Source organism: Micromonospora sp. WMMD730 (assembly GCF_049178955.1).
In the GTDB taxonomy this organism is placed as follows: domain Bacteria; phylum Actinomycetota; class Actinomycetes; order Mycobacteriales; family Micromonosporaceae; genus Micromonospora; species Micromonospora wenchangensis.
In genome coordinates this window covers 950,322-975,037 of sequence record NZ_JBMHML010000002.1, presented here as the reverse complement: position 1 = coordinate 975,037, position 24,716 = coordinate 950,322, and the positions used below count along the sequence as shown (strand labels likewise).

The window sequence follows — 24,716 nt, the reverse complement described above, 5'->3', positions numbered from 1 at the left end:
CCTACTGCTTCTCGGCGTCGCCGCCGGCGTAGCGGGTGACCGTCTCCCGGTCGGACTCGCCCTCCAGCGGCTTGGCCGGCGCGTCGTTGACCCGGCGCTCGTCGGCCTTGCCGAGGAAGACCTGCTTGAACTCGGTGACGGCCGAGTCGAGCGAGGCGGCGATGTCGTCGCCCCACTTGCCGTCCGCGATCGAGGCCAGCACACCCTCGTGCTTGTGCCGCAGGTACTGGAGAAACTCCGACTCGAAGCGACGCACCTCGCCGACCGGGACGTCGTCGAGCTTGCCCTCGACGCCGGCCCAGACCGAGACGACCTGCTCCTGCACCGGGTACGGCGAGTAGTTCGGCTGCTTGAGCAGCTCGACCAGCCGGGAACCCCGGTTCAGCTGGGCCTGCGAGGCCTTGTCCAGGTCGGAGGCGAAGGCGGCGAACGCCTCCAGCTCACGGAACTGGGCCAGGTTGAGCCGCAGCGAGCCGGAGACCTTCTTCATCGGCTTCATCTGCGCGGCGCCACCGACCCGGGAGACCGAGGTGCCGACGTTGATGGCCGGCCGGACGCCCTGGTTGAACAGGTCGGACTCCAGGAAGATCTGGCCGTCGGTGATGGAGATGACGTTGGTCGGGATGAAGGCCGAGATGTCGTTGGCCTTCGTCTCGATGATCGGCAGGCCGGTCATCGAGCCGCCACCCAGCTCGTCGGAGAGCTTCGCGCAGCGCTCCAGCAGGCGGGAGTGCAGGTAGAAGACGTCACCCGGGTACGCCTCACGGCCCGGCGGACGGCGCAGCAGCAGCGACACGGCCCGGTACGCCTCGGCCTGCTTGCTCAGGTCGTCGAAGACGATCAGGACGTGCTTGCCGCCGTACATCCAGTGCTGCCCGATGGACGAGCCGGTGTAGGGGGCGAGGTACTTGAAGCCGGCCGGGTCGGACGCCGGGGAGGCCACGATGGTGGTGTACTCCAGCGCGCCCGCGTCCTCCAGGATGCCCTTGATCGAGGCGATCGTGGAGGCCTTCTGGCCGATGGCGACGTAGATGCAGCGGACCTGCTTCTTCGGGTCGCCGGAACGCCAGTTGTCCCGCTGGTTGAGGATGGTGTCCAGCGCGACGGTGGTCTTGCCGGTCTTCCGGTCGCCGATGATCAGCTGCCGCTGGCCCCGACCGATCGGGGTCATCGCGTCGATCGCCTTGATACCGGTCTGCAGCGGCTCGTCGACCGACTGCCGGGACATCACGTTGGGGGCCTGGAGCTCCAGCTCGCGGTAGCCCTCGTCGGCGATGTCGCCGAGGCCGTCGATCGGCTGGCCGAGCGCGTTGACCACGCGGCCGAGGAAGGCGTCGCCGACCGGTACGGAGAGCACCCGGCCGGTGCGCTTGACGCGCTGCCCCTCCTCCAGCTTGGCGGAGTCACCGAGAACGACGACACCGATCTCCCGCACGTCGAGGTTCAACGCCACGCCGAGCGTGCCGTCCTCAAACTCCAGGAGTTCGTTGGTCATGGTCGAGGGCAGGCCCTCGACGTGGGCGATGCCGTCACCGGTGTCGGCGACGGTGCCGACCTCCTCGCGGGAGACGTCGGTCGAGTAGGAGGAGACGTAGCGCTCCAGGGCGCCGCGGATCTCCTCCGTCGAGATGGTCAGCTCGGCCATCCTCTGCTTCCTTAAGTATCAGGGGCCCGGGATACCTAGTACCGACCGGTCCGAATGGCGTCGATCAAAGGGCGGCGAGGCCGCTGGTCAGCGCTGCACGAGCGCGTTGCGGGTCTCGTTGAGGCGGCGCAGGACGGTGCCGTCGTACAGGTCGGAACCGACCCGCACGCTCACCCCACCGAGCACCTCCGGGTCGACCGTCTGCTTGACGGAAACCTCTCGACCGTACATCGCGGAGAGGCGGGCACCGAGCCGTCGCTCGTCGGACTCACTCAACGGAGCCGCCACGGTCACGTACGCGACCTGACGGTCCCGCCGGTCGGCGGCCAGCTCGACCAGCCGGGTGAGCGCCCCGGTGAAGGAGCGTCCCCCGAACCCGCCGAGGGCCACCTCGACGAGGCGGACGGTGACCGGCCGGGCCTTGCCGGCGAGCAGCTCACGGGCCAGTCCGGCCCGCTGCCCGGCCGGGGCGATCGGGTCGGCCAGCGCCGCGGAGAGCGCGGACTGGCCGGCGACCACCTGACCGAAGCGGAACAGCTCGTCCTCGACCTCACCGAGGTCACCCGCGGCGTCGGCACTGGCCAGCAGCGCCTCCACCCCGAGCCGCTCGGTGCCGTCGAGCAGCTCCGACGGCGTCGACCAGCGCCCGGCGACCAGGCCGGACAGCAGGTCGAGCGCGTCCGCGCCGATCTTGCCGGTCAGGATGCCGGTGAGCAGCGCCGCACGGTCGTCACCGCTGCGGGCCGGGTCGGACAGCGCCCGGCGCAGCCGCGGCTCGCCCCGCAACAGGGCGGCGACGGAGAGGATGTCGTCGGCGGTGGTCGCCACCGCCGACGGCTCCGCCCCGCGGACGTACGCGTCGAGGCGCTCGGCCGCGACCGCGTACGACTCCCGGCTGGCGGCCTGCATCAGCGGGCCCCCGTGCTCTCGAGGTTGCTCAGGAACCGGTCGACGGTGCCCTTGCGGCGCGCCTCGTCGGCAAGCGACTCACCGACGATCTTGCTGGCCAGGTCCACCGCGATGGTGCCGACCTCGGCCCGCAGCTCACGCACGATGGTGGCCCGCTCGGCGGCGAGCTGCTCCTTGCCGGCCGCGATGATCCGGTCGGACTCCTCCCGCGCCTTGCCGAGGATGTCCTGCCGGATGCCCTCCGCGTCGGCCCGGGCGTCGTCCCGGATCTTGGCGGCGTCGGTACGCGCCTCGGCGAGCTGCGCGCGGTACTGCTCGAGGAGCTGGTTGGCCTCGGCCTGGGCGGCCTCGGCACGCTTGATGCCGCCCTCGATCGCGTCGACCCGGGCCTGGAACGTCTGTTCCATGCGGGGGAAGACGAACTTCATCAGCACGAAGCAGAGCACGGCGAAGGCGACGCTGCCAACCACGATCTCCTGCCAGATCGGGATGATCGGGTTGTGCGTCGACTCACCACCCTCAGCGGCGAGGAAGTACATGGATGACCTCCTGGTCTGCGGGACTGGGTCAGCCGGCCCAGATGAAGCCGAAGGCGATGCCCAGCAGCGCGAGCGCCTCGATGACGGCGAAGCCGATCCAGACGTACGGCAGGGTCATCCGGGACGACTCCGGCTGGCGGGCCGTCGACTGGATGTAGGCGGCGAAGACCAGGCCGACGCCGATGCCCGGGCCGATGGCGGCGAGGCCGTAGCCGATGGCGGCGGTGCTGCCGGTGACCTCGGCGAGAACGCTAGCGTCCATGGGTGTGGTTCCTCCTGGGTATCTCGCGTGACTCTCACGCGGGACGACAACGGGTTGATGCGGTGGACCAGTGCTCGCTGGCGAGCCCCCGCCCGGTGGACCAGTGCTCGCGAGCGAGCCCCCGCCCGGTGGATCAGTGCTCGTCGGCGAGCGCGCCCTGCACGTAGCTTGCGGTGAGGACGGTGAAGACGTAGGCCTGCAGGCAGATGACCAGGAATTCGAGGAAGGTGAGCGCGATGGTCATCACCCAGGACAGCACCGAGACCGGCGCCAGCCAGGCGTTGGCGCTGAGCATCGCGAAGCCGCCGAGGGTGAAGACCAGCAGCAGCATGTGCCCGGCGAACATGTTGGCGAACAGACGCACGGCCAGCGAGAACGGCCGGACGATGAAGGTCGAGAAGAGCTCGATCGGGATCAGCAGCGGCAGGATGAACCAGGGCGCCGGCGGAACCAGAGAGTTCTTGAAGTACTTCACGAAGCCGTGCTGCCGGATGCCGATGTAGTTGAACAGCACATAGCTGATCACCGCGAGGATCGCCGGGAAGGCGATGTGCGAGTTCGGCGAGATCTGGAACAGCGGCACGATCGCGAAGAAGTTGGTCAGCAGCACGAAGCAGAAGAGCGTGGTGAAGTACGGCGCGAACCGCACCCCCCGGTGCCCGAGCATGTCGACCGCGATGTTGTTGCGCACGAAGCCGTAGATCGACTCGGCGAGCCACTGCTTCTTGGTCGGGACCAGCTGCGGCTTCCGGTAGGTCGCCAGGAAGAAGATGATCAGGATGCCGACGGCGACCCACACCATCAACGTGATCTTGGTGAACCAGTACGAGTCGTGCGCACCCCAGGGCAGGATGCTGGGCAGGTAGAAGTCCTCCACGCTGGGTGGGAATGCCGCCTGGCCCGCTGCCAGGACGTTCGCCTGTCCGAACACCGCGTCCCTTCCTAAGTAGGCGTGCCGAGCCGGCGGACGACCAGGATGATTCCCCCGGCCATGCCGAGCACGACACCGATCCCGGTGGCGATGCCGCCGGAGTCGAGCCACTGGTCGACCAGCCAGCCGATGAAACCCCAGACGAGCATGCCCCCGATGAGGTACGAGAGCGCAGTCCAACCCTGACCGGCGCCGGTCGGAACGTCGCCCGGACCACCGGTGGGTTGGGGGGTTTGGTCATCAGCCATGACGGGGCGAACGATATCAGCCGGGGAGACGAGGCTGTGCCTCACCCCCCGCACAACCGTCGTTGTGTGGGCGTCTGGCGGGCTCCATCGTCTGGGGGCACGCTACTCCCCTTCCGCAAGGGAGAGAACGACCGCACGCGGACAGTTGCCCGCCTGCCCACCATGTGGGACAGTCAGGACACCTGTCGACGGGAATACACCCTGGTCAACCACCAGATGTGCACTCCGGTCCAGACCAACACGCCGGCGGCGATGCCGACACACAGTGGAACCAGCCCACCCCAGCCGGTCGATGCCACCGCCACCATGACCACCCCCAGCAGGGTGAACTTGGCGATGTAGAGGCCCAGCCCGACGGGCAGCACCAGTTGCGGGTTGACCGCGTCGGCCCTGGCCAGCACCACCGTGGTCAGGCTGTAGCTGACCGCCGTCACCGCCACCCCGGCCGCCGCGCCGAGCGCCGCCACGCCGCCCCCGGTCACCGCACCGACCAGCGCGGCGACCACCCCCAGCACCGCCGAGGCGGCCAGCAGCACCGGCAGGTGGCGCAGCCGCCACCCCTGGTCGTCGGCCACCGCCGGGCCACGTGCCCCGGGCTCAGCCACGCGGGTCTTCCGGGCCGTCGCCGTGCGGCGCGGCCACGACGGGCCGCCCCCGGTCCGGCCCCCACCAGGTGCGCTTCACGTTCTCCACAGCGAAAGAGTGTACGGAGCCGCACACTGGTGTCCGTGAGATGCCTCGTCACCGGCGCGACCGGGTACATCGGCGGCCGGCTCGCGCCCCGCCTGCTGGCCGAGGGGCACCAGGTGCGCTGCCTGGCCCGCAAGGCCGGTCGGCTGCGCGACGTGCCCTGGGCGGCGCAGGCCGAGATCGCCGAGGGGGACCTGCGCCGGCCGGAGACCCTCCCGGCCGCCTTCGCCGACGTCGACGTCGCGTACTACCTGGTGCACTCGCTCGGGCGGGCCGACTTCGAGGCGGCCGACCGGGAGGCCGCCACCAACTTCGCCGAGGCCGCCGCCGCGGCCGGCGTACGCCGGATCGTCTACCTGGGCGGGCCGGAGCCGGCCGCCGGCGGCTCGACCTCGCCGCACCTGCGGTCCCGGGCCGAGGTGGCCCGGATCCTGCTGGCCGGCGAGGTGCCCACGGTGGTGCTGCGGGCCGCCGTGATCATCGGTTCCGGGTCGGCCTCGTTCGAGATGCTGCGCTACCTCACCGAGCGGCTGCCGGCCATGGTCACCCCCCGCTGGGTCCGCAACCGGATCCAGCCGATCGCCGTCCGGGACGTGCTGCGCTACCTGGTCGGCTGCGCCGGCCTGCCGCCGGAGGTGGACCGGGCCTTCGACATCGGCGGACCTGACGTGCTCACCTTCCGGGAGATGATGCAGCGGTACGCGCGGGTGGCCGGGCTGCGCCGCCGGATCATCGTGCCGGTCCGCCCGCTGACCCCGGCGCTGTCCTCGCACTGGGTGGGGCTGATCACCCCGGTGCCGAACGCCATCGCCCGCCCGCTGGTGGAGAGCCTGATCCACGAGGCGGTCGCGCACGAGCACGACATCGCCAGGTGGCTGCCCGACCCGCCGGGCGGGCTGACCGGCTTCGACGACGCCGTGGCGCTGGCCCTGACCAAGGTGCGCGACGCCCAGGTGGAGACCCGCTGGTCGAACGCGAGCGGCCCGGACGCCCCGGCCGAACCCCTGCCGTCGGACCCGGACTGGTCCGGCGGGACCGCCTACACCGACATCCGGGAGCAGGAGGTGGCCGCCCCGCCGGCCGCGCTCTGGCGGGTCATCGAGGGCGTCGGCGGCGAGCACGGCTGGTACTCGTTCCCGCTCGCCTGGTCGGTGCGCGGCTGGCTGGACCGGCTGGTCGGCGGGGTGGGGCTGCGCCGGGGCCGGCGCGATCCGCACCGCCTCCAGGTCGGCGAGGCGCTGGACTTCTGGCGGGTGGAGGAGATCGTCCCCGGGGAACTGCTGCGGCTGCGCGCCGAGATGCGGCTGCCCGGCCGGGCCTGGCTGGAGCTGCGCGCCGAGCCGGCCGGAGACGGCCGCAGCCGGTACGTGCAACGCGCCGTCTTCCTCCCCCGGGGCCTGCCCGGCCACCTCTACTGGCTCTCGGTCGCCCCGTTCCACACGATCATCTTCGGCGGGATGGCCCGCAACATCGCCCGGCACACCCCCACCCCCTGATCCCCACCCCACACCCGACCCCTGTCGATCATGGAGTTACGGTGGACGTATCAGACCGTTCTGACCCGTTCTGCGAGCAGCACAACTCCATGATCGACGGGGCGGGGACGGGCCCGGGCCGGCTCAGTTGCCGTCGCGGGGGCCGGGGGCGAGCCGGTAGGTGACCGACTCGCCGGGCGGGACGAAGTCGCGGACCGGGCTGTCAGCCAGGGCGGCGGCGAGGATGCGGCCCACCGCGTCGACCATCCGGGACTGCACGGCGGCCCCGACCGCGTCCCGTGGGTCGTCGGGATTGGCGGCGATCTGGGCCACCGCGAGCTGCGGGGTGAACGCCACCACCGACTCGGTCTCGTTCCGTTCCGAACTGCCGGTCTTGCCGGCCACCGGGCGACCCAGCCCCGGGCGGAGCTGCTCGGCCGTGCCGCCGTCGCAGCGACGGTACATCGACTGGTCACCGACCGGGCAGCGGGCCGCGTCGGCGGCGGCCCGGGCCACCTCGGTGTCGATCACCTGCCGGCAGTCGGGCCGGCCGGCGGCCACCTCCTTCCCGGCGCTGTCGGTGATCGACACGACGGGTGACGGCGCGCACCAGGTCCCCTCGGCGGCCACCGTGGCGTACGCGTTGGCAAGGTCGAGCGGGGTGGTGGAGGAGACACCGAGGGTGAACGCCCCCCAGTCGCGCGCCCCGGACCGGGCCAGCTCGGCGTCGTCGGGGGCGCGGAACCGGATGCCCAGCCGCTCGGCCATCTCGACCACCCGCTCCGCGCCGACCTTCTCGGTGAGCCAGGCGAAGTAGGTGTTCACCGAGCGGCCGAACGCGGTCCACATGGTGCGGTAGCCATCCATCCACTCGGGGGTGGCGTTGACCGGGCACCACCGGCCGCCACAGCTCGACCGGGGGTCGTCGGTCGGGAACCGGGTCACGATCCGGCTCGGCGCGACGAAGGGGGTCTCCAGCGGCAGCCCGGACTCCAGGGCCGCCAGCAGGGTGAACAGTTTGAACGTCGAGCCGGCCTGGTAGCCCTCGATGCCGTTGCCACCGGCGACGAGCTGGTTGACCGTGTTCGGGTAGTTCCGCTGCCCGGCCGGGTTGGGGGCGACGCTGTAGTGGCGGTTCACCGCCAGGGCCAGCACCCGCCCGGTGCCGGGCTGGACCACCGCCACCGGCGCCGCCCGGGGATCGTCCACGTCGTAGATGCCGGTCACCTGGCGTACGGCGGCCCGCTGCACCGCCGGGTCGAGCGAGGCGACGATCCGGAAGCCGCCCCGGCGCAGGGTGTCCTGCCGTTCGGCGGCGGTCGCGCCGAAGGCGGGCTGGTCGCTCCACCACTGGGTGAACCAGTCGCAGAAGAAGCCCCAGTCGTTGCGCTGCTCGGGCACGGCGGTGCAGTCGTTGGGCGTCCGGCTGGGCCGTAGATCGAGCGGTTCCTCGCGGGCCTGCGCCGCGTCGACCGGCCCGACCTGGGCCAGCGCCACCATCCGGTCCAGCACGTACGAGCGCCGGGTCAGCGCCGCGTCGGCGTCGCCGTTGATCGGGTCGTCGGTGTCCGGGGAGCGGACCAGCCCGGCCAGCAGCGACGCCTGGGCCAGGGTCAGCCGGGCCGGGGTGGTGGAGAAGTAGCGCTTGGTGGCGGCGGCGATCCCGTACGCCCCGGCGCCGAAGTAGGCGATGTTCAGGTAGCGGGTGAGGATCTCGTCCTTGGTCAGCTCGCGCTCCAGCGCCAGGGCGTACCGCATCTCCTGGAGCTTGCGGGCGGTGCTGATCTCGGTCGCCTTCCTGCGCTGTTCCTTGGTCAGCCGGGGGTCGTTGCTGAGCACGTTGCGGACGTACTGCATGGTCAGCGTGGACGCGCCCTGCCGGGCCCGGCCGTCGCGCTGGTTGACGGTGAACGCCCGCACCACGCCCCGCACGTCGACACCCCGGTGCTGGTAGAACCGGGCGTCCTCGGCGGCCACGATGGCCTGGCGCATCACCGGCGCGACCTTGGCCAGCGGCACGTCCACCCGGTCCTCGGTGTAGAAGGACGTGATCAGGGTGACGCCGTCGGCGGCGTAGAGGGTGGACCGCTGGGCGGTGGGTGGGGTGCGCAGGGTGTTGGGCAGTTCGGCGTAGGACGAGGCGATGCCGCCGAAACCGAGGCCGAACACCAGGGCGAGCGGGAGCGCCGCCCCGGCCAGCACCAGGCCGGCGAGGACGCCGGCGAGCAGCACGGTGAACGCCTTGTGGAGGGCCCGGATCATCAGTACTCCCCGCAGGAGTCGTCAGGACCCGCTCAGCATGACCCGCAAAACCGCCCGAACTCTCATCTTTCCCCGAAACCGGAGGAAGTTCGCGGGACGGACACGGCGCGCGGGACGGGACACGCCGCGCCGGTCACCCGGACGGGGCGTCCCTCAGCCGGCGACGCTTACGGCAGCAGCGCCGAGGTGAGCGGGTGCACCGTCTCCTCGATCTCGTCGGCCACCCGGCTGAAGCACTGGTCGCCCCGGCCCCACGGGTCGTCCAGGTCGTCGGAGTGCAGCGCGGTCGCCCCCTGCCGGGCCGCGTCGACCGCCGCCACCAGGGCCACCCCCCGGGCGTACACGGCGTCCGGGGTGGCGTCGGCCGGCGGCAGGGCGGCGGTGTCCAGCGCACCGAGCAGCCTGCCGAACTCGCCCAGCACGAAGGTCCGCGACGCCGCGTCCGGGCGCAGCGCCACCACGTACTCCTGCTGGTCGGCGGTGGCGGTGAGGACCAGGTCGGCGGCGTCGATCAGGTCGGAGCGCAGCTTGCGGGCGGCGAAACCCTCGACGTCACCACCGCGACCGAGCACCTGCCGGGCGGCCGGCGGGTTCATCTCCTCCCCCGCGTGCCACCCGCCGGTGCCGGCGCTGTGGCTGTGCAGCAGCGCGTCCGCGTCGGCCGGGTCGACGCCGAGCCGCTCCAGCCGCTCGCGGACGGCGAGCACCAGCAGCCGTTCGGCCATCGGGGACCGGCAGATGTTGCCCATGCAGACGTGCAGGACGGTGAACGGCGGCACTCAGGCTCCCCGCTCGTCGAGAATGTCCGGCGCGACGTCGCGGAGCTGGTCGAGGGTGATCGCGCCGGCCCGCAGCAGCCGGGGCGTCTCCCCGGTCAGGTCGACGATCGTGCTCGGCACCGGGTCGGGGCAGGCCCCGGCCTCCAGGTAGACCCGCACCGAGTAGCTGAGCTGGTCGCGGGCCTCCTCCGCGGTCAACGCCGGCGACTGGCCCACCTTGTTGGCCGCGGCCACCGCCATCGGACCGGTCTCCCGCAGCACCTCCAGCGCCACCGGGTGCAGCGGCATCCGGACCGCCACCGTGCCGTCGGCGTCGCCGCCCAGGTCCCAGGCGAGGCTCGGCGAGTGCTCCACCACGATGGTCAACGCACCGGGCCAGAACGCCTCGACCAGGTCACGGGCCGCGCGGGGCAGCGAGAAGACCAGGCCGTCGAGGGTGTGCCGGGAGCCGATCAGCACCGGCGGCGCCGCCTGGCTGCCGCCCCGGGCGTCGGAGAGGGCCTTGACCGCGTACGGGGTGAACGCGTCCGCGCCGATCCCGTAAACCGTGTCGGTGGGGAGAACGACCAGCTCGCCGTTCTTGACCGCCTCGATCGCCGCGGCGATGCCGCGGTCCCGGTCGGCGGGTGACCGACAGTCGTAGAGCATCACGAGGAGCCAGTCTGCCACGCCGACGCCCCGACGGCGTGCGGGCCGTCCGACCGGCGGGACGCGGTGGTGAACCGGGGGCGTCCGGCGAGGTCCCGGTGCGCCCGCACCGCCGTGTAGCGGCCGTCGGCGGTCAGCAGCGCCGGCACCGCCCCGCCGTGTGTGTCGTCGTGCTCGACGCCCAGCTCGCCGTCGGGTCGCAGCAGCTCGGCCGCCCGGCGCAGCACCGGCCGCAGCACCGCCAGCCCGTCCGCCCCGCCGAACACCGCCTCGTCGGGGTCGTGCCCGGCCACCTCCGGCGGAACCGGCACCGACCGTGGCACGTACGGCGGGTTGCACAGCAGCACGTCCACCGCGCCGACCAGGTCGGCCAGCAGCCCCGGGTCGGTGACGTCGGCGGCCACCACCTCGACCGGCCGGTCCCCGGCGGCGGCCCGCCCGGCGGCGTTGCGGCGCAGCCACGTCAACGCGGCCGGGGACCGTTCCACCGCCACCACCCGGGCCGCCGGCACCTCCTGGGCGACCGCCAGCGCGATCGCCCCGGAACCGCTGCACAGGTCGACCACCACCGGTTCCGGCCGGGTCAGCGCCCGCTCGACGCCCCAGCCGGCCAGCAGCTCCGTCTCCGGGCGGGGCACGAAGACCCCCGGCCCGACCGCCAGCTCCAGGTGCCGGAAGCCGGCCCGGCCGGTCAGGTGCTGCAACGGCTCCCGGTCGGCCCGCCGGGCCACCAGCGCGTCGTACCGGGCCCGTTGCGCGGGGGTGAAGCCGTCGGTCAGGGCGAGCCGGCCCCGGGGCACGTCCAGCACGTAGGCGGCGAGCTGCTCCGCCTCGGACCGGGCCGAGGCCACCCCGGCGGCGGCGAGGGTACGGGCGGCGCGGGCCACCACGGGCGAGGTCCGCTCGTGTTCTGTCCCTTCGGACGGGTGGCGTGGGAGTGAGGTCACGCCATAATCATGAGGCGTCGCCGGTCCCGCCACGAGTGGGTGCGGCCGGGCGCACACCGACGGGAGGTTCGCCAGGTGGGGTGGCTCGACCGGGTCGATGACCAGGTTGACGCCCTCACGCATGCCCGCAGCCTCCAGGAGTCGAGCCGCTCGGCCGAGGCGGTCGGCGTCCTCGACCGGGTGCTGCGCACCACCGCCGACCCGTACACCCGGGCGGACGCGCTGGTGCAGCGGCTCTGCGCGTTGATCAACCTGGGCCGGACGGCCGAGTTCACCCGGGCCATCGAGGAGGCCTCCGGGGCGGTACGCGACCTCCCCGAGCCCTACCTGCACGGGCACCTCAACGCGCTGGCCGCGCTCGCCGCGCACCACCAGGGCGCGCTGGACCGCTGCGTCACCCACCTGGTCCGGGCGGCGCGGGCGCTGGGCGCGGCGGAGGACCGGGACCGGGACACCGCCTGGGGCTGGCACGACCTGGCGATGGCCTACTCCTACCTCAGCTTCCACGGCTACGCGCTGGGCGCGATCGAGCGGGCCCGCCAGCACGGCGCCGCCGCCGGCATCCCCGAGGAGACCTTCGCCGCCCCCGGCATCCGGCTGCGCAACGCCGTCGCGCTGGACCACAACGGCGACAGCGACGGCTGCCTGCGGGTGCTCCGCGACATCGCGGCCGACCTGGCCCGGTTCGTCGACGACGGGCGGGCCGACCGGCTGCGGCCGAGCAGCCTCGCCGCGTACGGCTACGCGGCGGTCCGTCGGGCGGCGCTCGGCGACGCGACCCCGGTCGGCCCGGAGCCGGCCCGGCTGCTCGACCACGGCGGGGACAGCGCCCGCGCCCGGGACATGCGCCAGCTCGGCCACGTCTGCCTGGCGGTCGCCGACGGCCGCCCGATCGAGGCGATCACCCGCCTGGACTCGGCCCGGGTGTCGGCCGAGACGCTCGGCGCGGCGGAACTGTCCCGGCTGCGCAGCATCGCCTTCTCCCGGGCCGGTGACCACGCCGCCGCGCACCGCGCCGACCGGATGGCGTTCCGGCTGGCCGCGCAGCGCAACGACCGGCTGCGCGACGTCTACATCGACGGCATCGCGGCCCGCATCGACCACGAGGAGATGCGCCGGGAGGCCGCCCGCTTCGAGGGTGAGGCGCTCACCGACCCGTTGACCGGGCTGCCCAACCGGCGACGGCTGGAGCGCTACATCGGCTCGGTGGTGTCCCGGGGCGAGCGGGTGGTGATCGGCGTCTGCGACCTCGACGGTTTCAAGGCGGTCAACACCCACCACGGCCACCACTCCGGCGACCTGGTGCTGCAACGCATCGCCGGGGTGATCAACCGGGTGATGCGGCGGGGCGACTTCGTGGCCCGCTACGGCGGCGACGAGTTCGTGGTGGTGCTCTCCGGCGCCGGCATGACCGAGGCGGCCGAGGTGGCCCGCCGGATCGACGCGGCGGTGCGCACCGAGGACTGGGAGTCGCTGGTGCCCGGCACCCCGGTCGGGGTGAGCATCGGTTTCGCCGAGGTCGCCGGCACCGGCACCGCGCTGCGCGACGCCCTCGGTCTCGCGTTCGAGATCGCCGACCGGGAGATGCTGCGCGCCAAGGCCCGCTCCCGCGCCTCCTGAGACACCACCCCGTCCCCGGGTTTCCCACCGGCCCGCCGGGCGCACGCCGGCGCTGTGTGCCGGGCCCGACCGCGCGACCGGGTCAGCGGCGGGTCAGCTCGGTGTCGCCGGCGAGGCGGGCGGCCCGGTCCGCCTCGGCGAGGGCGTCCAGCACACCGTCCAGCTCCCCGGCGAGCGCCAGGTCGAGGTTGTACGCGGTGTAGCCGATCCGGTGGTCGGTGATCCGGTTCTGCGGGAAGTTGTAGGTGCGGATGCGCTCCGAACGGTCCACGGTGCGCACCTGCGCCCTGCGGGCGTCCGAGGCGGCGGCGTCGGCCTGCTCCTGGGCCACCGCCAGCAGCCGGGCCCGCAGGATGCGCATCGCCTGCTCCCGGTTCTGCAACTGGGACTTCTCGTTCTGGCAGGAGACCACCACGCCGGTGGGCAGGTGGGTGATGCGCACCGCCGAGTCGGTGGTGTTCACCGACTGGCCGCCCGGCCCCGACGAGCGGAACACGTCGATCCGCAGCTCGTTCGGGTCGATGGTGACGTCGACGTCCTCGGCCTCGGGCAGCACCAGGACACCGGCCGCGCTGGTGTGGATGCGGCCCTGCGACTCGGTGACCGGGACCCGCTGCACCCGGTGCACCCCGCCCTCCCACTTCAACCGGGACCAGACGCCGTTGCCGCCGTCCGGGACCCCCTTGGTCTTGATGGCCAGCGAGACGTCCTTGACCCCGCCGAGGTCGGAGTCCTGCGCGTCGATCACCTCGGTCAGCCAGCCGTGCCGCTCGGCGTACCTGGTGTACATCCGCAGCAGGTCCCCGGCGAACAGCGCGGACTCCTCGCCGCCCTCGCCGGCCTTGATCTCGATGATCACGTCCTTGGCGTCGTGCGGGTCGCGGGGGATCAGCAGCTCGGCCAGCCGCTCCTCCAGCGCCGGCAGGGTCGCCGCGATCGAGTCCGCCTCCTCGCCGAACGCCGGGTCCTCGGCGGCCAGCTCCCGGGCCGCGACCAGGTCGGCGCGGGTCTGCTCCAGCTCACCGGCGGCCTTGTGCAGCGGGACCAGCTCGGCGTAGCGGCGACCGACCCGGCGGGCGGTGTTCTGGTCGGCGTGGATGGCCGGATCGGCCAGCCGCTTCTCCAGCTCGGCGTACTCGTCGAGGAGGGCGGCCAGGCGCTCGCTGCTCATGCGGGGAATGCTCCTTCGACGGGTCCGGCGACGGTGGAACGGGACACGGAGGTCACAGGGGGGCGCAACGGACGACGCCCGCGTCCGGCACGGGGCCGGACACGGGCGTCGTCGGTGGAGCTACTTGGCCTTCTTCGCCTGGACCTTGGCGTACTTCTGCTGGAACTTGGCGACCCGGCCCGCGGTGTCGAGGACGCGCTGCTTGCCGGTGTAGAACGGGTGGCAGGCGCTGCAGGTCTCGACGCTGATCGAGCCGCCCTTGGCGGTGCTGCGGGTCGTGAAGGAGTTGCCGCAGGAGCACTTGACCTCGGTCGTCGTGTACTCCGGGTGGATGTTGGGCTTCATGTCGCCTCGGTCCTTTCGTCAGGTGGTCGCCGGGTCGCCGCTGATCCCCCGCCGCCTGGTGCGCGACGGACTCGGGCGTGAACCGGAACCGGTGGCCGATTGACCAGTGTGCCATGGGCGTGAGCCGACCCGACGGGCGGGCCGCACGATCGGTCCGGCAGTGGTAACGCCCGTCCCGGCACCCGCATTCCCGCCGCTCACGGCCCGCATTCCTCGCCCGGCGGACGGACCGGACCGGGCGGGCTCCTCCCCCAGGTTCAGAAGCCCACCCGGCGGGTCCGCCGGGCGGCGGACGCCTCCCCAGGTTTCCTCCGCCGCCCGTCGGTGGCCGGCCCCGGCCCGCTCGGCCGGGACCCGCTCACCCCCAGTCAACCCGGACACGCACAGAATTTTCAAGAGCTGCCCGGCCCATCGAAAGAAAAGTCCAGAACCGCATTTCCCGGGTACGACGAAGGGCACGGCCGCTGCGGCCGTGCCCTTCGTGGCGGTCTCACCCGGAGCGGGTCACTCCCCCGGTGTCGACTTGGCGATCTGCATCAGGAACTCGATGTTGGTGCGGGACTGCTTGAGCCGGTCGAGCAGCAGGTCCAGCGCCGCCTGAGAGTCCAGCGAGTGCAGCACCTTGCGGAGCTTGTGGATGATGGCCAGCTCCTCCGGCGCGAGCAGGATCTCCTCCTTGCGGGTGCCCGAGGCGCTGACGTCCACGGCCGGGAAGGTGCGCTTGTCGGCGATCTTCCGGTCGAGCTTCAACTCCGCGTTGCCGGTGCCCTTGAACTCCTCGAAGATGACCGTGTCCGCCATCGAGCCGGTCTCCACCAGCGCGGTGGCGAGGATGGTCAGCGAGCCACCGTTCTCGATGTTGCGGGCCGCACCCAGGAACCGCTTCGGCGGGTAGAGCGCCGTCGAGTCGATACCACCGGACATGATCCGGCCGGAGGCCGGCGCCGCCAGGTTGTACGACCGGCCGAGCCGGGTCACCGAGTCGAGCAGCACGACCACGTCGTGCCCCAGCTCGACCAGGCGCTTGGCCCGCTCGATCGCCAACTCGGCGACCGTGGTGTGGTCCTGCGGCGGACGGTCGAACGTGGCCGCGATGACCTCGCCCTTCACCGACCGCTGCATGTCGGTGACCTCTTCGGGCCGCTCGTCGACCAGCACCACCATCAGGTGGCACTCCGGGTTGTTGTGCGTGATCGCGTTCGCGATCGCCTGGAGCACCATGGTCTTACCGGCCTTGGGCGGCGACACGATCAGCGCCCGCTGCCCCTTGCCCAACGGCATCACCAGGTCGATCACCCGGGTGGTCAGGATGTGCGGCTCGGTCTCCAGCCGCAACCGCTCCTGCGGGTACAGCGGGGTGAGCTTGTAGAACTCGGGACGACGGCGGGCCTCGTCCGGCTCCATGCCGTTGATGGTGTCCAGCCGCACCAGCGGGTTGTACTTGTCCCGCCGCTGGTCGCCGCTGGCGCTGTTGTCCCGGGCGGCCCGGACGGCACCGGTGATCGCGTCGCCCCGGCGCAGGCCGTACTTCTTGATCTGCGACATGGAGACGTAGACGTCGTTCGGGCCGGCCAGATAGCCGGTGGTCCGTACGAAGGCGTAGTTGTCGAGCACGTCGATGATGCCGGCCACCGGAACCAGGACCTCGTCGTCGCCGACCTGCGGCTCCCGGCCACCGCCGGTGTCGTTGCCGCCCTCGGCCCGGTCGCCCCGGCCCCGCCGACGGTCCCGGAACCGGCTGCGCCGGCCCCGCCGGCCACCGTTGTCGTCGTCGTCGGAGTCGTCCCGGTTGTCGCGGTTGTCTCGCTGACCGCGCTCGCCCGAGCGGTCGCCCCGGTCGTTGCGGTCGGCCCGCTCACCCCGGTCGTTGCGGTCGGCCCGGTCGTTACGGTCCGTCCGCTCCGCCCGGTCGTTACCGGCCCGGTCGGCCCGCTCACCCCGGTCGTTGCCCGCCCGCTCCGCCCGGTCGTTACCGGCCCGGTCGGCGCGCTCGCCCCGGTCGGCGCGCTCGGCCCGGTCGTTGCGGCCGGTACGGTCGTTGTCCGTCCGCTCGGCCCGGTCGTTACCGGCCCGCTCGGCCCGGTCACCGCCGGTCCGCTCGTTGGCGGCCCGCTCGGTCCCGGTGCGCTCGCCACGGTCCCGGCCGGTACGACCCTCGGCCCGCTCGGGACGCTCGGCGGCCTCGGCCGGCGGCTCCTCGGTGCGGGGCTCGACGGCCCGTGCCTCGGCGGCCGGCCGCGACTCGGCGGTGCTGGCCCGGCTGCGCCGGGTCCGGGTCCGGGTCTCGGGCTCGGTGGTGGCGGCAGGGGTGGCCGGCACCGGCTCCGCGGCACGCTCCGGGGTCACCTCGGCGTGCACCTCCTCCCGGACGGGAGCGGCCGCAGCCGCCACCTCGGCCCGCGGTCGAGGGGTGCCGGTCGCGGCGCCGCCCTGCTGCCGCTCGGAGATCGCGCTGATCAGCTCGCCCTTGCGCATGCGAGCAGTCCCGGAGATGCCGAGCGACGCGGCCAGGCTCTGCAGCTCCGGCAGCAGCATCGCCGACAGACCGGTACCGCTGCGCCGACGGCGGGCGGGGGCGGCGGTGGTGGCATCGCCAGCGACGTTGGAAACATCCGACGTCACGTCGGTGGTGTCGCTCAATGGATTCCTTCCCTCGATAGGCCGGGACTGCCCGGGATCGACAAGCAAGGTGGCCGGGCGGCCTCGGTGCACCCGCCTCGCATGACGCGTCGCGGGAGTCTGTGGCACAGCAGCCGGGCGGTTTCCCAACTCACCAACGTCGGTGAGCAGGTCTCGCCGTCTGCGGCGACCTGCGGAAACTGCGGTGCGGCGTGGGCCTTGGCAGGGGTGACGGGCTGACCGCCGAGAGCTTCGGGGTGCGCCGACCCGCAGAGAGATCGCGTGCTTCGCGGCTGTGCTGAGTCTAGAGCGTAATCAACTCTTCCGACCTGCGGCAACAGGGTCCCGCTCGGCGTGTCCAAGTCTACCCTGTGCGAGCGTCGCTCCGCGCGCCTCTACCGGCAACCGCCAGACTTCCCATTCTGTTCCCGGGTCGAACCCGTCGGGCGGCGCGGTGAACGCCAGCACCGTCGGGCCCGCCCCACTGACCACGGCCGCCACACCGGCCGCACGCAACTCGCTGACCAGGGCGGCGGTCGTTGGCATCCCCGCCGCGCGGTAGTCCTGGTGCAGCCGGTCGACCGTTGCCGGCAGCAGCAGCTCCGGAGCGGCGGTCAACGCGTGCACCAGCAACGCCGACCGGCCCGCGTTCAACGCCGCGTCCCCGTGCGGCACCGTCGCCGGCAACGCCGCCCGCGCGGTGGCCGTCAGCCCCCGCACGGCCGGCACGAAGACGGTGGGCGAGACCCCGGCCGCGACCGGCAGCGAAACCGCCCGGCCACCGGTCGGCTCCGTCCAGGCGACGGTGAACCCGCCGAGCAGGCACGGCGCGACATTGTCCGGATGCCCCTCGATCTCGGCGGCCAGCCGCAGCACCGCGGCGTCGTCGAGCCGCTGCGCGCCGTCGGTGACCAGCCCCCGGGCCAGCAGCACCCCCGCCACGATCGCCGCCGAGGAGGAACCCAGGCCCCGGGCCTGCGGAATCCGGTTCACGCACTCCAGGGCCAGCCCCGGCGGCTGCGCGCCGAGCAGGTCGAAGGCCGCCCGCATGGCCACGACCACCAGGTGCCGGTCGTCCGGCGGCAGGTCGCCGGCACCCTCGCCGGTCACCGCCACCCGGACGCCGTCCGGGGTCACCTCGGCGGCCACGTCGTCGTGCAGGGCGAGGGCGAGCCCGAGGGCGTCGAACCCGGGGCCCAGGTTGGCGCTGGTCGCGGGCACCCGCACCCGCACCGGCCCGGAGGTGAAAGTCGTCGGCACGGGATCATGCTAGGGCCCGGGACCGACGGGGACCGCCTCGCCCGGACGGTGGAACTGGATCAGCTCGGCTAGCCTGACGCCGATCCATCGACCGGTCGGGAGGCGACGTGGCAATGCTCGGTTACCGGCTCACCCAGGTGCTGGGGCACCTGCCCATCCTGCTGACCCTGCTCACCGTCCTGGTGCTCGCCGCCACCGCCGGCCGCCGGCTGCCCGGCCGGTCCCGGTCGTTCCTGCTCGCCGGAGCCGTCGTCCTGCTGCTGCTGGAACTGCTCACCACCGCCTGGGTCGCGGCCCTGCCGGACCTGATCCGCTCCGGCGGGATCCGCCAGTACCAGTTGTGGAGCCTCGCCGTCAGCGCGGTCGGCTGGATCGGCTACCCGATCGGCCTGGGCCTCATCGTCGCCGCCGTCTTCGTCGGCCGCCGCGCCGCGCCCCCGGCCCCCGCGCCCGGTCAGCCGTGGGGCACCTGGACGCCGCCGGCCGGTGGCCCCCCGACCGGGCACCCCGGTGGCCCGCCGCCCGGCTACGCCGCCGGTCAGGCCGCGGAGCACCCGGGTCGGGGCGCGTGGGGCGGGAGCGACCACCCGCCGGCCGCCCCGCCGCAGGCCGACCCCCCGCCGGCCGCTCCGCCGCAGGGTGACCGCGCCGACTGAGCCGCCCCGCCCGCCGTCGTCAGCGGGCGGTCAGCGGGTCGCCCCTGGTGGCCGGGTCGGTGAGCGAGAGCCGGCGGGTGGCGATCCGCCAGCCCACCGCGTACACGACGGTGACCAGGCCGCAGCCGGCCAGCACCACCCGCTCGTCGACCAGGTCGACCACGCCGGCCACCACCAGCTGACTGACCGAGATCGCCAGGGTCGCCAGCATCATGTCGGTGGCGAACACCCGCCCGCGCAGCCGGTCGGGCACCTCGCCCTGCAGGGCGAAGTTCGACAGCACCCAGTTGCTGCCGCCGCCGAAGTGCGCCACGAAGACCAGCAGCAGCACCAGCGGGAACCAGCTCGCCACCGCCGCGCCCAGGTAGGCCAGCCCGTACAGCGACATCGACAGGGCCAGGCCGGGCAGCAGCCAGGCCCGGTTGGTCAGCACCCGGCTCATCAGGATCGGCCCCACCAGCGCCCCCGCCCCGCGTGCCGCGAACAGCAGACCGGTGCCGACCGGCCCCGCCCCGTACACGGCGGCCAGCAGGGGGAAGACGGTCAACACGCCGTTGCCCAGCCCCACCGCCGACTTCACCGTCACCAGCGCCAGCACCCGGGGCCGGTGCCGGATGTGGCCCAACGCCTCGCGGATCGCCGTCCAGGTGCGCGGCGTCGACCGGTCGGCCTCCCGGGCCGCCTGCAACGGCCGGCGGATCAGCGCCGCCAGGCCCGCCGCCGCCACCAGGCCGACCACCCCCACCCAGAAGCAGGCGTACGGCCCGACGGCCGCGGTCAGCACGCCACCGAGGGACGCCCCGACCACGGTCATCGTCCCCCAGGCGGAGCCGGCGACGGCGTTGCCGACGGCCAGGTCGGCCGGATCGAGCACGTTGGGCAGGGCGGCCTGCGCGGCCGGCGAGTAGAACGCCTTGCCGACCGCCACCGCCGTGATCGCCACCATGGCCAGCCAGGCCGTCCCGGCGTCGCGGACACCGAGCAGCAGCAGCACGCCGAGCAGCGTCACGCCGTTCGCGGCCATCATGACCTTCCGGCGGTCGAACCGGTCGGCGATGGTCCCGGTGTACGGCAGCAGCAGCGCCAGCACCCCGGTGTCCAGCGCCAGCACCAGGGCGCCCCACACCCCGCTGCCGGTCAGCTCCGGCAGCAGCACCAGCAGCGGCACCATGACGAACCAGTCGGCACCGAAGACCACCAGCTCGGCGAGAAAGAGATTGCGGAAGTCCCGGTTGCGGGCGAGGACGGAGAGCGGAGAGGACACGTGCCCGGACCCTACCCCCCGGTGCGGGAGCCGGTCGGGTGGGCCAGCAGCTCGGAGACCGTGACGAAGGTGTAGCCCCGGACCCGCAGGCCGGTGATCATCGTGTCCAGCCCGCGCAGCGCCACCTGACGGTTCTCCGGGCCCGCGTCGTGGGCGAGCAGGATGGTGCCCGGCACCACGTCGGACACGATCCGCCGGGCGTGCCCCGCCGGGTCGTCCGGGTACTCCCCCTCCACCATCTGCAACGACCAGAGCACGACCCGGTAGTCGAGGCGTACGGCGGCGTGCAGCACCCCGCCGCCCAGGTGCCCGTACGGGGGGCGGAGCAGCCGGGGTGGCGTCCCGGTGACCTCGGCGATGGCCTCGTGCGACCGCCGCAGGTCGTCGTGCACGGCCTCGGCGGCCGACCGCGCCAGGTCCCGGTGCCGCCAACTGTGGTTGCCCACCTCGTGCCGGGCCAGCCGCCCCCGGATCAGCCCGGCGTGCCGGCGCACCCGCTCCCCGACCAGGAAGAAGGTCGCCGGCACCGCGTGCCTGTCCAGAGTGTCCAGGACGCTCGGCGTCCACCGCGGCAGCGGGCCGTCGTCGAAGGTCAACGCCACCAGCGGTCGCGTGGTCGGGACGTGCCAGACCACCTGGAGCCCGCCCGAGCCGACGTCCTGCCGCCGGTTGCCGACGGTGGCGCTGGCCGGGCCGCCGGACAGCGGCAGGTGCCGGTCGGCCAGCCGGGTGCCCTGGGACATGCCGGCGGCCCCCAGCGCGACACCCCCGGCCAGCAGCGCCCCACCGCCCAGCACGCGCCGCCGGTCCCACCGCCTGCCGCCCGGTTCGGCCGGCTCAGCCCGATCGATGCCCATCACCCAGGGTGGATCGACGATGACCGACGGTAGAGGACCACGGGGTGACCGTACCCGGTGTTCGGCCCGCTGTCCCGGGTGCGACGCGACGCGCCCCCGGCCCGGTGACCCCGGACCGGGGGCGCGTCGTGGCACGACGGCGGCCCTCCCCCGACCCGGTCGCGGCGGGTCGGGGGTGGCCACTGCGTACGCGGCCGGGAGGGCCTACTCGCTCGGCGGCAGCGGCGACCGGCGGCTCTTGGGCAGCCGCAGCACCTCGAACTGGTCGGTGCCGTCCACCAGCGCGGCCGACGGGGCCGGCCGGGACGGTGGTTCGCCCGACGCGTCGGCCGCCGGGGCACCCACCGGCACCGGCACCTCGGCGTCCGGCTCGGCGGGCGTCGCGGTGGAGCCGTCCCCGTCGGAGGTCCGCCCCCGCCGACCGGCCCGCCGCTCGCGCAGCGACTCCTTGGTGCGTTCCACCATCGTGTAGAGGGTCGGCACCAGGACCAGGGTGAGCAGGGTCGAGCTGAGCAGGCCACCGATCACCACCACCGCGAGCGGCTGAGAGATGAAGCCGCCCTCGCCGGTCAGCCCGAAGGCCATCGGCAGCAGCGCGAAGATCGTCGCCACCGCCGTCATCAGGATCGGCCGGAGCCGACGCCGGCCGCCCTCGACCACCGCCTCGGTGATGCCCATCCCCTGCGCCCGGTACTGGTTGATCAGATCCAGCAGCACGATCGCGTTGGTCACCACGATGCCGACCAGCATGAGCACGCCGATCAGCGCCGGCACACCCAGCGGGGTCCCGGTGACCAGCAGCAGGCCGATCGCGCCGGTCGCCGCGAACGGGATGGAGATCAGCAGGATCAGCGCCTGGGTGATGCTCCGGAACGTCGCCACCATGATCAGGAAGACGATCGCGATCGCCGCCAGCACGGCCAGGCCCAGATCACCGAAGGCGTCCTCCTGCTGGGCGCTCGCGCCACCCACGGCGATCGTCGCCCCCGGCACGTCCACGTCGTCCAACCGCTTCTTCAGCTCGGTCGTGGTCGCGCCGAGGTTGGAGCCGGTGGCCGTGCCGGTCACCGAGACGCTGCGCTCACCGTCGATCCGGGTGATCTGCTGCGGCCCCTCGCCCCGGGTGACGTCGGCGATGTCGTCCAGCTTCACCGGGCCCACCGGCAGCGCCCGCAACTGCTCCTCGGTCAGCGGCGGGGCCGCCGTCGTCCGCAGCACCACGTCCTGCTGCCCGCCGTCGAGGGTGACCCGACCCAGCGGGCTGCCCCGGTACGCCTGCGACACCAACTGCCCGACCGCCGCCTCGCTGAGCCCCACCCGGGCCGCGGCCAGCCGGTCGACGGTCACGTCGACCCGGGGCACCCGGTCGGCCAGGCTGGTGGCGACGTCCTCGACGCCGGGGGTGCCGGCCATCGCGGCCCGGACCTGGTCGGCGGCCCGGTTCAGGGTGTCGGTGTCGGCAGCCTGGACGACCACCTCCAACTGACTGCCCGAGGTGCCGCCCTGCCCGTTGTCGAAGCTCAACTCGCCGGCCCCGGCACCGAGCCGGTCGAACTCGCGGCGCAGGACCTCCTTCATCTCCTTGGCGTCGGTGTCGCCACCGAGCGCCACCGACCAGCGGGCGGTGTTGTTGCCGCCGCCGGCCAGCCACGGCTGGTCGTTGCCGCCCGCGCTCACCTGGTAGGTCTCGACCCCGTCGGTACGCGCCAGCACCCCCTCGACCAGGCGGGCGGCCTCGTCGGTGGCGGCCAGCCCGGACCCGGCCGGCAGCTTCTGGCTGATGCTCAGGGTGTCCTGGCCCGAGTCGTCGAGGAAGTTGGTCTCCAGCTTCTGGGCCAGCCCGAAGGTGCCGAACAGCAGCAGGATGCCCACCGCCACGGTGATCCACCGGGTCCCACGGGTCCGGGTGGCGAACCCGATCGCCGGCAGGTACGCCCGCTGCAACGGGCTGCGCAACTCCTTGGCCTCGGCGGCCCGACGCACCGCCTCGTCCGCCCCGTCACGCGGCGGCTTGAGGAACCAGTACGCCAGCACCGGGATCACCGTCAGCGACACCAGCAACGAGGCGAGCAGGGCCACCGTCACGGTGATCGCGAACGGGGCGAAGAGCTGCCCGACGAACCCGCCCACCAGCGCGATCGGCGCGAACACCGCGACCGTGGTGAGCGTCGACGCGGTCACCGCCCCGGCCACCTCGCGGACGGCGGTGACGATCGCGTCCCGCTTGGGTTCGCCGTACTCCAGGTGGCGTTTGATGTTCTCCAACACCACGATCGAGTCGTCGACCACCCGCCCGACCGCGATGGTGAGCGCGCCCAGGGTGAGCAGGTTGAGCGAGTAGTCGCCGGCCCAGAGGGCGAGCAGCGCCACCACCACCGACAGCGGGATGGACACCGCGGTGACCAGGGTGGACCGGACCGACAGCAGGAACACCAGGATCACCACGACCGCCATCAGCAGGCCGAGCAGCCCCTCGGTGGTCAGGCTCTCGATCGACTTCTCGACGAACGGGGCCTGGTCGAACACGATGGTCAGCTCGGCGCCCGAGGCGGACCGCAGGTCGTCCAGCCGGTCCCGGATGTCGTGCGAGATCCGTACGGCGTTGCCGTCCTGCGCGGCCGTGATCTGGACCCCGATGCTCTCCTTGCCGTTGGTGCGGGTGATGGCGGTGGCCGGGGCGAGCTGCTGCTCGACGGTCGCCACGTCACCGAGCCGGACCGGGGCGGCCTTCGGGGCGGTCGGGGTGAGGGCGATGCCCCGCAACTGGTCGAGGGTGGTGACCGGGGCGCCCACCTGCACCGGCAGCGCGGTGGTGCCGTCGACGACCGCGCCGGCCGGGACGGCGACGCCGTTGGACTTCAGCGCGGTGGCGATCGCGGTCGGGCTCAGCTTGGCGGCGGCGAACTTCGCCGGGTCCGGCACGATCGTCACGACCTGCTCGCGGGTGCCGGTGACAGCGACCGTGCGGACCCCGTCGATCCCCTCCAGCTCGGGGACCACCGTGTCGCGCAGCTTGGCGGCGAGCGCCTGCTCGTCACCGCCGCCGGTGGCGGCCAGCACCACGGCCGGCAGGTCGTCGGTGCTGCCGGTGATGACCTGCGGGTCCACGTCGTCGGGCAGCTGTGCGTCGACCCGGCTCAGCGCGGTCTGCATCTTGTTGGCCACGTCGTCGACGTCGGTGCCGAAGACGAACTCCACGGCGATCGTCGCCGACCCCTCCCGCGAGGTGGAGGTGACCTTCTCCAGCCCGGGGATGCTCTGGAGGCTGTTCTCGATCGGCTCGGTCACCTGCGCCTCGACGATCTCCGGCGAGGCGCCCGGGTAGACCGCGACGACGAACGCGCCGGGGAACTCCAGCGAGGGCAGCAACTGCTGCTTGAGCGAGGGGACGGTGAACGCCCCGAACGCCGCGGTCACCACCGCGATCAGGGCGACGAGCCCCCGGTTGGCGAGGCTGGATCTGGCGAGCAGCGACATCGGCGTGGCTCACTCCTGGGAGAGGGGATGGGCGTGGGGAAAGTCTGCCCGACCCGGTATTCCCTACCCGTAACGGGGTGGTCACCCGCCGGCCGAGTCGACGGGGACGGGG

Annotated in this window: 21 protein-coding genes; 3 read left to right on the top strand and 18 right to left on the bottom strand. The window is 73.2% G+C overall.

Features of this window, described 5'->3' with window-relative positions; translation table 11 throughout:
- Window position 1: 1 nt before the first annotated feature.
- The 7 genes from atpA to ACN265_RS04455 form a co-directional block, all read right to left on the bottom strand.
- The gene (gene atpA / locus ACN265_RS04485; protein ID WP_204926932.1) at window positions 2-1,645 is read right to left on the bottom strand and encodes a F0F1 ATP synthase subunit alpha; all 1,644 of its coding nucleotides are present in this window, start codon (window positions 1,643-1,645) and stop codon (window positions 2-4) included.
- A gap of 87 nt (window positions 1,646-1,732) precedes the next feature.
- Window positions 1,733-2,554 carry a F0F1 ATP synthase subunit delta gene (locus ACN265_RS04480; RefSeq protein WP_357927915.1) on the bottom strand — a complete coding sequence of 274 codons (822 nt, stop codon included), beginning with the start codon at window positions 2,552-2,554 and terminating at the stop codon, window positions 1,733-1,735.
- A complete protein-coding gene (locus tag ACN265_RS04475; RefSeq protein ID WP_204926930.1) occupies window positions 2,554-3,093 on the bottom strand; it encodes a F0F1 ATP synthase subunit B in 540 nt (179 codons plus the stop codon). The genes ACN265_RS04480 and ACN265_RS04475 overlap by 1 nt, the downstream gene beginning before the upstream one ends.
- Before the next feature lie 28 nt (window positions 3,094-3,121).
- Entirely contained in the window at window positions 3,122-3,355 is a 234-nt protein-coding gene (locus ACN265_RS04470; RefSeq protein ID WP_067312849.1) for an ATP synthase subunit C, read from the bottom strand.
- 133 nt (window positions 3,356-3,488) lie between these two features.
- On the bottom strand, window positions 3,489-4,286 hold the full coding sequence (atpB, locus tag ACN265_RS04465) for a F0F1 ATP synthase subunit A (protein WP_357927913.1): 798 nt from the start codon (window positions 4,284-4,286) through the stop codon (window positions 3,489-3,491).
- Between the two features lie 11 nt (window positions 4,287-4,297).
- Window positions 4,298-4,534 (bottom strand): AtpZ/AtpI family protein, encoded by a 237-nt coding sequence (locus tag ACN265_RS04460; RefSeq protein ID WP_204926928.1) that lies wholly within the window; start codon window positions 4,532-4,534, stop codon window positions 4,298-4,300.
- 173 nt (window positions 4,535-4,707) lie between these two features.
- Window positions 4,708-5,139, bottom strand: a complete 432-nt coding sequence (locus ACN265_RS04455) for a hypothetical protein (protein WP_420117842.1) — start codon at window positions 5,137-5,139, stop codon at window positions 4,708-4,710.
- Window positions 5,140-5,262: 123 nt separating this feature from the next.
- Between ACN265_RS04455 and ACN265_RS04450 the strand changes: the two genes are divergently transcribed.
- Window positions 5,263-6,720, top strand: coding sequence for an SDR family oxidoreductase (locus ACN265_RS04450; RefSeq protein WP_421406114.1), 1,458 nt, complete (start codon window positions 5,263-5,265; stop codon window positions 6,718-6,720).
- 123 nt (window positions 6,721-6,843) lie between these two features.
- Here ACN265_RS04450 and ACN265_RS04445 read toward each other — a convergent pair whose 3' ends face one another.
- The 4 genes from ACN265_RS04445 to prmC all read right to left on the bottom strand — a co-directional run bounded on the left by ACN265_RS04445 (window position 6,844) and on the right by prmC (window position 11,335).
- Window positions 6,844-8,961: a transglycosylase domain-containing protein gene (locus tag ACN265_RS04445; RefSeq protein ID WP_421406112.1), complete on the bottom strand. Its 2,118-nt coding sequence runs from the start codon at window positions 8,959-8,961 to the stop codon at window positions 6,844-6,846.
- Between the two features lie 167 nt (window positions 8,962-9,128).
- Window positions 9,129-9,740, bottom strand: a complete 612-nt coding sequence (locus ACN265_RS04440; RefSeq protein WP_204926924.1) for a phosphotyrosine protein phosphatase — start codon at window positions 9,738-9,740, stop codon at window positions 9,129-9,131.
- Window positions 9,741-10,388 carry an L-threonylcarbamoyladenylate synthase gene (locus tag ACN265_RS04435; RefSeq protein ID WP_204926962.1) on the bottom strand — a complete coding sequence of 216 codons (648 nt, stop codon included), beginning with the start codon at window positions 10,386-10,388 and terminating at the stop codon, window positions 9,741-9,743. It abuts the gene before it with no gap.
- Window positions 10,388-11,335 (bottom strand): peptide chain release factor N(5)-glutamine methyltransferase, encoded by a 948-nt coding sequence (gene prmC, locus ACN265_RS04430; RefSeq protein WP_421406110.1) that lies wholly within the window; start codon window positions 11,333-11,335, stop codon window positions 10,388-10,390. The genes ACN265_RS04435 and prmC overlap by 1 nt, the downstream gene beginning before the upstream one ends.
- 75 nt (window positions 11,336-11,410) lie before the next feature.
- Between prmC and ACN265_RS04425 the strand changes: the two genes are divergently transcribed.
- Window positions 11,411-12,955: a GGDEF domain-containing protein gene (locus tag ACN265_RS04425; RefSeq protein WP_204926922.1), complete on the top strand. Its 1,545-nt coding sequence runs from the start codon at window positions 11,411-11,413 to the stop codon at window positions 12,953-12,955.
- Between the two features lie 82 nt (window positions 12,956-13,037).
- On the opposite strand, the gene prfA is transcribed toward ACN265_RS04425, so the two are convergent.
- The 4 genes from prfA to thrB form a co-directional block, all read right to left on the bottom strand.
- Complete coding sequence (gene prfA / locus ACN265_RS04420; protein ID WP_420117846.1) at window positions 13,038-14,126, bottom strand: peptide chain release factor 1; 1,089 nt, start codon at window positions 14,124-14,126, stop codon at window positions 13,038-13,040.
- Between the two features lie 120 nt (window positions 14,127-14,246).
- The gene (rpmE, locus tag ACN265_RS04415) at window positions 14,247-14,471 is read right to left on the bottom strand and encodes a 50S ribosomal protein L31 (RefSeq protein ID WP_088642795.1); all 225 of its coding nucleotides are present in this window, start codon (window positions 14,469-14,471) and stop codon (window positions 14,247-14,249) included.
- Between the two features lie 504 nt (window positions 14,472-14,975).
- Complete coding sequence (rho, locus tag ACN265_RS04410) at window positions 14,976-17,111, bottom strand: transcription termination factor Rho (protein WP_421406107.1); 2,136 nt, start codon at window positions 17,109-17,111, stop codon at window positions 14,976-14,978.
- 294 nt (window positions 17,112-17,405) lie between these two features.
- On the bottom strand, window positions 17,406-18,350 hold the full coding sequence (gene thrB / locus ACN265_RS04405) for a homoserine kinase (protein WP_204926919.1): 945 nt from the start codon (window positions 18,348-18,350) through the stop codon (window positions 17,406-17,408).
- Between the two features lie 107 nt (window positions 18,351-18,457).
- Between thrB and ACN265_RS04400 the strand changes: the two genes are divergently transcribed.
- The gene (locus ACN265_RS04400) at window positions 18,458-19,006 is read left to right on the top strand and encodes a hypothetical protein (protein WP_421406106.1); all 549 of its coding nucleotides are present in this window, start codon (window positions 18,458-18,460) and stop codon (window positions 19,004-19,006) included.
- A gap of 19 nt (window positions 19,007-19,025) precedes the next feature.
- Here ACN265_RS04400 and ACN265_RS04395 read toward each other — a convergent pair whose 3' ends face one another.
- The 3 genes from ACN265_RS04395 to ACN265_RS04385 all read right to left on the bottom strand — a co-directional run bounded on the left by ACN265_RS04395 (window position 19,026) and on the right by ACN265_RS04385 (window position 24,604).
- Window positions 19,026-20,270, bottom strand: a complete 1,245-nt coding sequence (locus tag ACN265_RS04395) for an MFS transporter (protein WP_421406105.1) — start codon at window positions 20,268-20,270, stop codon at window positions 19,026-19,028.
- Window positions 20,271-20,281: 11 nt separating this feature from the next.
- Entirely contained in the window at window positions 20,282-21,127 is an 846-nt protein-coding gene (locus ACN265_RS04390) for a polysaccharide deacetylase family protein (protein ID WP_421406104.1), read from the bottom strand.
- A gap of 204 nt (window positions 21,128-21,331) precedes the next feature.
- Window positions 21,332-24,604 (bottom strand): efflux RND transporter permease subunit, encoded by a 3,273-nt coding sequence (locus tag ACN265_RS04385; protein ID WP_421406102.1) that lies wholly within the window; start codon window positions 24,602-24,604, stop codon window positions 21,332-21,334.
- Between the last annotated feature and the right edge of the window lie 112 nt (window positions 24,605-24,716).